The 8,517-nt window shown below is 61.4% G+C and carries 10 protein-coding genes; 5 read left to right on the forward strand and 5 right to left on the reverse strand.

What is annotated here, in order from left to right; genetic code table 11:
- Positions 1-261 precede the first annotated feature (261 nt).
- A complete protein-coding gene (locus tag PMI35_RS06850; protein WP_032831953.1) occupies positions 262-702 on the reverse strand; it encodes an NUDIX hydrolase in 441 nt (146 codons plus the stop codon).
- A gap of 77 nt (positions 703-779) precedes the next feature.
- Positions 780-2,153, reverse strand: a complete 1,374-nt coding sequence (gene ppnN / locus PMI35_RS06845; protein WP_008063842.1) for a nucleotide 5'-monophosphate nucleosidase PpnN — start codon at positions 2,151-2,153, stop codon at positions 780-782.
- Positions 2,154-2,389: 236 nt separating this feature from the next.
- Here ppnN and PMI35_RS06840 point away from each other — a divergent pair, with 236 nt between their 5' ends.
- On the forward strand, positions 2,390-2,917 hold the full coding sequence (locus tag PMI35_RS06840) for a DUF3087 family protein (protein WP_008063843.1): 528 nt from the start codon (positions 2,390-2,392) through the stop codon (positions 2,915-2,917).
- Positions 2,918-2,966: 49 nt separating this feature from the next.
- Positions 2,967-4,520 carry a sensor domain-containing diguanylate cyclase gene (locus PMI35_RS06835; RefSeq protein WP_008063844.1) on the forward strand — a complete coding sequence of 518 codons (1,554 nt, stop codon included), beginning with the start codon at positions 2,967-2,969 and terminating at the stop codon, positions 4,518-4,520.
- Positions 4,521-4,523: 3 nt separating this feature from the next.
- On the opposite strand, the gene PMI35_RS06830 is transcribed toward PMI35_RS06835, so the two are convergent.
- The 3 genes from PMI35_RS06830 to dapA are packed head-to-tail and all read right to left on the reverse strand — an operon-like array spanning position 4,524 to position 6,776.
- Positions 4,524-5,441, reverse strand: a complete 918-nt coding sequence (locus PMI35_RS06830) for a LysR family transcriptional regulator (protein ID WP_008063847.1) — start codon at positions 5,439-5,441, stop codon at positions 4,524-4,526.
- 24 nt (positions 5,442-5,465) lie between these two features.
- Entirely contained in the window at positions 5,466-5,840 is a 375-nt protein-coding gene (locus tag PMI35_RS06825; RefSeq protein ID WP_008063849.1) for a DUF2784 domain-containing protein, read from the reverse strand.
- A gap of 60 nt (positions 5,841-5,900) precedes the next feature.
- On the reverse strand, positions 5,901-6,776 hold the full coding sequence (gene dapA, locus PMI35_RS06820) for a 4-hydroxy-tetrahydrodipicolinate synthase (RefSeq protein WP_008063851.1): 876 nt from the start codon (positions 6,774-6,776) through the stop codon (positions 5,901-5,903).
- A 407-nt stretch (positions 6,777-7,183) separates the two neighbouring features.
- On the opposite strand from dapA, the gene PMI35_RS06815 reads away from it, so the two are divergent.
- The 3 genes from PMI35_RS06815 to PMI35_RS35010 all read left to right on the forward strand — a co-directional run bounded on the left by PMI35_RS06815 (position 7,184) and on the right by PMI35_RS35010 (position 8,405).
- Entirely contained in the window at positions 7,184-7,882 is a 699-nt protein-coding gene (locus PMI35_RS06815; RefSeq protein WP_008063853.1) for an AzlC family ABC transporter permease, read from the forward strand.
- Positions 7,882-8,193, forward strand: coding sequence for an AzlD domain-containing protein (locus PMI35_RS06810; protein WP_010455066.1), 312 nt, complete (start codon positions 7,882-7,884; stop codon positions 8,191-8,193). Before PMI35_RS06815 ends, PMI35_RS06810 begins: the two co-directional genes overlap by 1 nt.
- A 68-nt stretch (positions 8,194-8,261) precedes the next feature.
- Positions 8,262-8,405 carry a hypothetical protein gene (locus PMI35_RS35010; RefSeq protein ID WP_008063857.1) on the forward strand — a complete coding sequence of 48 codons (144 nt, stop codon included), beginning with the start codon at positions 8,262-8,264 and terminating at the stop codon, positions 8,403-8,405.
- The last annotated feature ends 112 nt before the right edge of the window (positions 8,406-8,517 follow it).

Here is an 8,517-nt window from a genome sequence, read left to right on the forward strand (position 1 = left end):
TTGCTTCCTTTTTGGCGTTTGAAAAAGGGAGTCGCCGTAAGGGCGAAACCATAAGTGGTCGTTACCGCAGCAATGGATATGTACTCCGACAACAATCGCCCAGCCGCACACATTCCCCTGTGGGAGCTGGCTTGCCGGCGGAGGCGTCCGAAAGATCACCGCAATACTTAAGGTCCCCTCCGCCAGAAAGTCGGATCGCCGCCCGGCAGGTGCCTACAACATGTAGGTCGCCCACGTTTGGCCTGCCTGACGGAAACCCCCTCACGCCTTACCCAACATCTCGATCAAGCTCTGCGGCCAGACCGTCTCCGTCGTTTGTTCCAGTTCGGCGATCGACCACCATTTGTGTTCAGTCATCACCTGCACTTCTTCGGCCGTCCAGCCATCGCGCGTCAGTTGCTCGCGTTCAGCGTGCACGACAAAGTACTGCTCCACCGCCATCACCGTCTCGCCACTGGGCAACATCATCGCAAAGCAGTTCTGCGCAACACTGGCGTCAAGTACATCAACCTGCATACCGGTTTCCTCAAACAATTCCCGAACCGCCGCGGCTTCGAAGGTTTCACCGGTCTCCAGCCCGCCACCGGGCGTCGCCCAGTAGTTGCGGCCGGCGAGGGCACCGTCCTTATGCTGGAAGCGAAACAGCAGAACCTGACGGTCGGGATTGATGACCAGCAGCCTGGCGGCGTTGCGTTGGCGCATGTGGATATACCTGTCCCAGAAAGCAGCAAGCCGAAGCATTGGCTTCGGCTCGCATTTAACAACTTACGTTAACTTAATCACGCAACCACTTGATAACACGGCACATAAGCCGCACCACCCGGCAATTTCATCCGGTGCTGGGCGACAAACGCCTTGAGCAGTTGATCCAGCGGCTGCATGACAGCCGCATCGCCACGGATCTGGTACGGACCGTGTTTTTCGATCAGGCGGATGCCCTTGTCCTTGACGTTGCCGGCGACGATGCCGGAGAACGCTCGGCGCAGGTTGGCGGCCAGTTCGTGGGGTGGCAGGTCACGGCTCAGTTTGAGGTTGGCCATGTTTTCGTGGGTCGGGTCGAACGGGCGCTGGAAGCCTTCGTCGATCTTCAGCAGCCAGTTGAAATGGAACGCGTCGTTGCGCTCGCGACGGAACTGCTTGACCGCCTTGAGGCCCTGGGTCATGTGTCGGGCGACTTCAGCCGGGTCGTCGATGATGATCTCGTAGTGCTTCTTGGCGTCTGCGCCCAGGGTGGCGCCGACGAACGCGTCCAGCTGCTCCAGGTAGGGGGCGGCATGTTTCGGGCCGGTGAGGACGACCGGGAAGGGCAGGCCTGCGTTGTCCGGGTGCATCAGGATGCCGAGCAGGTACAGGAACTCCTCGGCGGTACCGGCGCCACCCGGAAAGATGATGATGCCGTGGCCGACGCGGACGAAGGCTTCCAGGCGCTTCTCGATGTCCGGCAGGATCACCAGTTCGTTGACGATCGGGTTCGGCGCCTCGGCGGCGATGATCCCGGGTTCAGTCAGGCCCAGGTAGCGACCGCCGTGGATGCGCTGTTTGGCATGGGCGATGGTGGCCCCTTTCATTGGGCCTTTCATCACGCCGGGGCCGCAACCGGTGCACACGTCCAGGCTGCGCAGGCCCAGTTCGTGGCCGACTTTCTTGGTGTATTTGTATTCTTCGGTATTGATCGAGTGACCGCCCCAGCACACCACGATCTTCGGCTCGACGCCGGGGCGCAGGGTGCGGGCGTTGCGCAGCAGGTGGAAGACATAGTCGCTGATACCCTGGGAGGTGCTCAGGTCGATGCGTTGGCTGTCGAGTTCGTTTTCGGTGTAGACGATGTCGCGCAGGGCGCTGAACAGCATTTCACGGGTGCTGGCAATCATTTCGCCGTCGACGAAGGCGTCGGCCGGGGCGTTCAGCAGTTCCAGGCGTACGCCGCGGTCTTGCTGGTGGATGCGGATTTCGAAGTCCTTGTAGGCTTCGAGGATGGTCTTGGCGTTATCGACGTGGGCGCCGGTGTTGAGGATGGCCAGGGCGCACTGGCGGAAGATGTCGTAGGTACTGCCGGATCCGGCTTCGCTCAGTTGCTGGACTTCCCGTTGAGAGAGTGTTTCCAGGCTGCCTTTCGGGCTGACCGATGCATTGATTACTTGTCGTTGGGTCATTCAATGATCCTTAAAACGATGTCATTCACGCGCAAACAACGAATGGCATCCGAATAGAGAGTATCCATGAAAGAAGATGGCACGAACTGCGCGGTGTCGCCATGTCCTCCTTTTGATGATGTATAGATGAAAAGGAGCCCCAGCATAGCTAAATCCGTCGTAGAGGCGATAATGGCCCGCGGTCTTTTTACCCTGAGACCCTTTTTTTGCCATTGAAGCCAAGGAATCCCGACGTCATGTTCGAAATCCAGCCGATGAACGCCGACGACTATCGGCAACGGACGCGGCGCAGCACGTTGATGATCGCGCTGATCTTCCTCGCGCTGGCGATGGCCCTGTCCACCGCGGCGGTGACGTTGTTCGGCGAGCCGGGAGGGGACAATCTACGCTTCAACATCGGCGGGGTGTTTGCCGCCGTCCTGGTCATGGCCGCGTTGATGCGCAAGTTGTTCTGGCATCAGGAATGGATGGCGCCGGCGGTCTACAGTTGGCAACTCAAGCGCAGCCTGATGAGCATCACCAACGTCATGCACCACCTCAAGGCGGCTGTGGACGCCGGGAATCCGGACGCCATGAAGCTGTTGCGCTTCTATCACCTGGGATTGAGCCAGATGCACCAACTGGACGGTAACTCCAGCGATGATGCGCAATTGCACCGGGAAATGGAGCAACATCAGGCGCGGATGCAGGCGCAGGGCATCGACATCCGGCAGACGCGACTGGACCCGGTCTGGCTGGACGCGCTGAAGCAGGCAGAACGCTAGACCCATGGAGCAACAAAGGCCTTTTCATTCGATTCAAGGAGCGAACGTCATGGGGCAGCCGTCCATTCACGACCCTGTGGAACACAACCGGCAGGGGGTCGCCCGGCTCAAGACTCGCTCTGCCGTGACCCTTCTGATCGCCGCATGCCTGTCGATGGCGGTGATCGTGATCTGGGAAACCTGGAGCTCGCGCCAGTACCATCTGCATGACAAGGAAGTGGCGATGTCCAACCTTGCGCAGACCCTGGCCTCGCAGGCCCAGGCGGCGATCAAGCAAGCCGACACGCTGCTGTTCACCCTGGTCGATCGCCTGGAGAACGACGGTATCGAGCCGGGTCGGCTCAATCGCCTGCAACGCCTGCTCGGCGCCCAGCGCAGTGAGTTGAGCCAGGTGCATGGGCTGTTCGTCTATGACGAAACCGGCAAATGGATCGCCAATTCCAACGGTGCCGAGGTGGGGGTCGCCAACAATTCCGACCGCGAATACTTCATCTATCACCGCGATCATCCCGACCGCGGACCGCACATCGGCCCTTCGATCAAGAGCCGCTCCAGCGGCGAATGGATCATGACGGTGTCGCGCCGGATCAATTACCCGGATGGCCGTTTCGCCGGTGTGGCGCTGGCCACCCTCTACCTCAGTCATTTCCTGCAGCTGTACGATGGCATCGACATGGGCCGCAACGGCGTGATCAACCTGATCGCCGACGATGCCAGCATTATCGTGCGCCGGCCGTTTCACGAAGCGGACATCGGCACCAGCCTGGCCAAGAGTCCGTTGTTCACCAAGCTCCTGCCCCAGGCCAGTTCGGGCACGGCTACCGTGCGGTCCATCCTGGATGGCGTGGAGCGGGTCGTGGGCTATCGCCGGGTCGAGGGTTATCCGCTGATCGTCTTTGCCGCGCTCAACAAGGACGAGGTGCTGGCCGGCTGGCGCCAGGAGTCCTTGCTCAGTGCGGGGATCGTCGCGCTGTTGCTCGGGGTTCTGGGGGTACTCGGCTATCGCCTGATCAAGTTGATGAAGAAGCAGGATCGCATCCAGGGCGAATTGCTCTGCACTCAGGAGCGCCTGCTCGAACTCAATCGCAACCTTGAGTTGCTGGCGCTGGAAGACGCGCTCACAGGCCTGGCCAACCGGCGCCAGTTCGACCTGTTCATCCAGGCGGAAATGGGCCGCGCCCGGCACAACATGACGGGCTTGGCCCTGCTGATGATCGATGTCGACCACTTCAAGCCATTCAATGATCGCTACGGCCACCTGGCCGGTGATGAGTGCTTGCGCAAGATCGCTGCGCTCATTACCGAGCACATCAGGCGTCCTGGCGACCTGGCCGCGCGCTTTGGCGGCGAGGAGTTTGCCGTGGTGCTGCCGGGGACTGACTACGTCGGGGCATTCCTGCTGGCGGAAAAAATCCGCCATGCGGTCCAGGCCGCCAGCCTGCCGCACACTGAAAGCCCTGATGGCAAGGTGACGGTCAGCGTGGGGGTGTGCGGTTATGATCCGGCGTCAAAGGCCCAGACCAGCGAGCTGATCGGGGCGGCCGACAAGGCGCTGTACGTGGCCAAGGCCAGCGGGCGCAACATGAGTGTGATTGCCAACTGAGGCTCAGGCAAACCGGTCGCTGCCTTGTACCAACCGGGTGCAGAGGTAGGGTTGCTTGAGCTTTTCCAGCCACCAGCCCAACGCCCGCCCGTCGTGATCGCCGCGCCAGCCGGCATACAGGATATTCGGCTCGCGGGGGTCGGCCATCTGCTTTTCCACCAGCGTGCCATTGTCCAGTAACGAGGCGACGCGATGCCTGGGCAGCCAGCCCACGCCGAGGCCGTCGCACTGGGCGAGAATTTTCGCGCGCATGGTTGGCACCGCCAGCACCGATTGGCCACCGGAGACACCGTAGGTACTGCCTTCGCTGGCCCGGGAGGAGTCTGCCACGACAATCGCCCGGTGCTGCGCCACCATGGCGCGGGTGATCGGTTCGCGGGCCTTGGCCAGCGGATGCCTGGGCGAGACGGCAAACACCCATTGCATTTCCCCCAGTTGCATCCAGCGCAGGGACGCGATGGCCGGTGGCTCGTTGGTGGCGCCGATGATCAGGTCCGCGCGGCCTTCACGCAGGGCCTCCCAGACACCCCGGAGCACTTCCTGGGTAATGCGCAGCGGTACACCGGAACCCAGCGCATCGAACTCGCGGATCACCGGGATCAGCGTTTCGAACTCCAGCAGTTCGTCGGTGACGATCCACAGTCGGCTTTCCCAGCCGTTGGCCACTTGCTGCACCCGTTGGGTCAGGCGCGAGACGTCCTGCATCAGTCGCGCCGCTTCGTTGACCAGCAATTCACCGGCCGGGGTGAGTTGCAGGCGGTAGCGCCGGCGATCGAACAGCAAGGCATCGAAGCGTTCTTCCAGTTGCCGCGCGGCGTAGGACACCGTAGAGGGCGCCTTGCCGAGGTAAGCCGCGGCCCGCGACAGGCTGCCGGTCTCGCGGATCGCTTGCAGCAGTGTCAGGTCTTCAGTCGACAGCATGGGTCGCACCCTCGTGTTTGACGGTTACGATAGCCGCCGCCGTTTCCTGTGCCAGAACAATCGAAGATAGACCAGTACATTAACCAGCAGTACCGTGCTGCCCAACCCCAGCTGAATGGCCGGAGTCAGCCCGGCCGGGTAGATGATCGGCCACACGTAATGTTCGATAAAGCCACCGCCGTAACCGGTTTGCCCCGCCCCCTGGCGCATCAGGTTTTCCCAGTGTGTCAGCGGGCAAGGCAGGTGGAACAGCTCCACCGCCACGCCCCAGGCGGCGGCGGGCAGGTGCCACAGGATCAGGCGCGGCCATTTGAGGACCAGCAGCCCGCCGAACACAACGAACACAATGAACGCCAGGTGAAACAGCACCAGCCCGTCGGCGGCGATTCGGTAGAACATGTCGACCCCCTGGCGCGTCAGTCGAATCGTTCCATGGTACTCGGCCGGGCACCTGGTGCTCTATCGATTGTCACTGCCCAGCGCGCCGAGCACCTCCTTTAACCGCGCCACCATGGCATCGCTGCTGCGTTGCATCGGTGCGCGCAACTCATCCGTGATCAAGCCTTGCAGGGCCAGCGCGGTTTTCACCGGCGCCGGGTTGGGCTCGATGAACAGGCTCTGGATCAGCGGCAGTAACTGGAAGAACGTTGCCCGGCCGGCCGCCAGCTGGTTGTCGCGAACCTGACGGTACAGCGCCACGAAACGTTGCGGATGGACATGCGCCGACGCGGCAATCGCGCCTTTGGCGCCCAGGCACAGGGCATTGAAGATCTGGTTGTCTTCACCGCACAGCACATCGACCTTGCCGCTGGCCAGCAATGCCAGGGTGTTGCCCAGGTTGCCGCCACAGTCCTTGATCGCGACGATCCGCTCATGGGCGATGATGTTCAGCAAGGTCGCCTGCTCGAAGGTCACGCCGGTGCGGTAGGGGATGTCATACAGGATCAGCGGCACACTGAACGCGTCGGCCACCGTCTGGAAAAACGCTTCGAGCCCCGCCTGGGACGGCCGGATGTAATACGGCGGTGGCACCAGCAGGCCGGCCACCGGGCGCTTGAGGATCTCCTGCTGAAAGTGCAGCAGCTCGATCAAGTTGTTGCCGGCCAGGCCCATGACGACCTGCCGCGCCGGCACTTGCTCCAGCACCGCATCGAGCACCGCCAGCTGTTCGTGCTTGCCCATGGCCGCCGGTTCGCCGGTGGTGCCACAGACGATCAGGCCGTCGACGCCTTGTTCCAGCAGATGGCTGACCAGCCGGCGCAACCCGACGAAATCGATGGCGCCATTGTGGAACGGCGTGACGAGGGGAACCCAGATACCTTGAAACGATGACATGCACTTTCTCCTGATGGTTGACCGATTTCGTCACCGTCAGAAGCGTAGAAGGAAGTAAGCAAGGGGAGGGTGGTCCGTCGCGCTCAATGTCCTGTCAGCTCATCTGACGGGACAGCGCGCCCCGATCACATGAGCGACTGTTTCTTCGATTTGAGGGCGTGCGCAACGCAACCTTGGGCCTTGGCAGTCAAGCCAATGACACAAGCGTCGAGATTGAAGGTTGCGGACATCTTTGCTTACACCCTGAATGAGGCGCCCAGTTTTAAAAGCCGGCGCGCTGTTTGTCAATCGCGAGCATCAGGAAAAAACGGCGCCAGCCGGTGAAGGGTCCAAGTGCGCAAGATTGTTCAAGCCAGCGGCCGCGACTGCTGGCACAGTCTCAGGTCTTTCCCTGGTTGCAGAATGTTATGTCCAACTCACTCTTGCCGCGCAGCGCATTCTTGCGTGGCGCCGTGGCGATCATGCCGTTATCCCTGGCCACGGCACCCTGGGGCCTGCTGGCCGGTTCCATGGCCATCGAAGCCAACCTCACGCCCCTGCAAGGCCAGGGCTTGTCGAGCATCGTGTTTGCCGGCGCCGCGCAGCTGGTGGCCATCGGCATGCTCAAGGGCGGGGCCGGGATCTTTTCGATCCTGCTGACCACCTTGTTGCTGACTTCCCAGCATCTGCTCTACGGGATGAGCATGCGTTCGGTGATCTCGCCGTTGCCGGGTCGCTGGCGAGCGGGGCTGGGCTTCTTGCTTACCGATGAATTGTTCGCCCTGACCAGCCAGCACGACAAACAGCAGTTCGATCGCTGGTACGCCCTGGGTGTCGGCCTGACGTTCTACGTGGCCTGGAACCTCTTCACCCTGGCGGGCATCGTGCTGGGCAGCAGCATTCCGGGCCTGGAACACCTGGGGCTGGACTTCTCCATCGCCGCCACCTTCATCGCCCTGATCACCCCGGTGGTGCGCAACGTGCCGACGGTGGTCTGTGTCGCGGTTTCGCTGTTCTGCTCGGTGCTGTTCAGCTACTGGCAATGGGGCTCGGCCCTGGTGCTGTCGGGACTTGCCGGCATGACCGCCGGGTTTATCTGCAACAAATTCCAGGGAGCGCGCACATGATGGTCTGGGCAGTGATTATCGGCATGGGTGTCCTGGTGTTTCTCAACCGCTATGTGTTCCTGGAACCGCGCCTGCCGCTGCGGTTGAGCAGCAATGCCCGGCAGTTCCTCGGTTTTGCCGTGCCGGGCATGCTGACGGCGATCTGCGGGCCGATCGTGTTCATGCCGGACAAGCAACTGAACCTGCAATGGGACAATCCCTACCTGATCAGTTCGCTGGTGGCCGTCGGCCTGGTGCTGTACACCCGCAACACCTTGCTCAGCATGCTGTTGAGCATGGGCTTTTTCTTTCTGTTGCGTTGGTGGCTGTGAGCCGGGCAGGGGAAATTGTTCTACGCTTAGAGTTGATGACCGATCCCTTCAGGAAGAGAGGTGAACCCATGGCAACAGAGCAAAAGAAACCGGACCCCGATGAAGACATGGATGAACCGACGGAAGAAGAAATCGAAGAGCAAAAACATACGGAGCAGACGTGGAAGCATGACGACAGCAGAGAGTTGTCGGAACCTGACCGCAAGTTCTGAGTGACATATTGGATTGGGCGTATATCCGTTGCTGCGGTAACGGCCACTTAGGGTTTTGCCCTTACGGCGAGTCACTTGGAAGAGCCCCAAGTAACCAAGGGCTCTTGCCCCT

The organism is Pseudomonas sp. GM78, assembly GCF_000282475.1.
Taxonomy (GTDB): domain Bacteria; phylum Pseudomonadota; class Gammaproteobacteria; order Pseudomonadales; family Pseudomonadaceae; genus Aquipseudomonas.

Bases quoted from the DNA above. Each gene is read 5' to 3' on its own strand.
- PMI35_RS06810 (WP_010455066.1), top strand. From the start codon at position 7,882: ATGGTCTGGGCAGTGATTATCGGCATGGGTGTCCTGGTGTTTCTCAAC.
- PMI35_RS06850 (WP_032831953.1), bottom strand. From the start codon at position 702: ATGCGCCAACGCAACGCCGCCAGGCTGCTGGTCATCAATCCCGACCGT.
- PMI35_RS06835 (WP_008063844.1), top strand. From the start codon at position 2,967: ATGGGGCAGCCGTCCATTCACGACCCTGTGGAACACAACCGGCAGGGG.
- PMI35_RS06830 (WP_008063847.1), bottom strand. From the start codon at position 5,441: ATGCTGTCGACTGAAGACCTGACACTGCTGCAAGCGATCCGCGAGACC.
- PMI35_RS06825 (WP_008063849.1), bottom strand. From the start codon at position 5,840: ATGTTCTACCGAATCGCCGCCGACGGGCTGGTGCTGTTTCACCTGGCG.
- ppnN (WP_008063842.1), bottom strand. From the start codon at position 2,153: ATGACCCAACGACAAGTAATCAATGCATCGGTCAGCCCGAAAGGCAGC.
- dapA (WP_008063851.1), bottom strand. From the start codon at position 6,776: ATGTCATCGTTTCAAGGTATCTGGGTTCCCCTCGTCACGCCGTTCCAC.
- PMI35_RS35010 (WP_008063857.1), top strand. From the start codon at position 8,262: ATGGCAACAGAGCAAAAGAAACCGGACCCCGATGAAGACATGGATGAA.
- PMI35_RS06840 (WP_008063843.1), top strand. From the start codon at position 2,390: ATGTTCGAAATCCAGCCGATGAACGCCGACGACTATCGGCAACGGACG.
- PMI35_RS06815 (WP_008063853.1), top strand. From the start codon at position 7,184: ATGTCCAACTCACTCTTGCCGCGCAGCGCATTCTTGCGTGGCGCCGTG.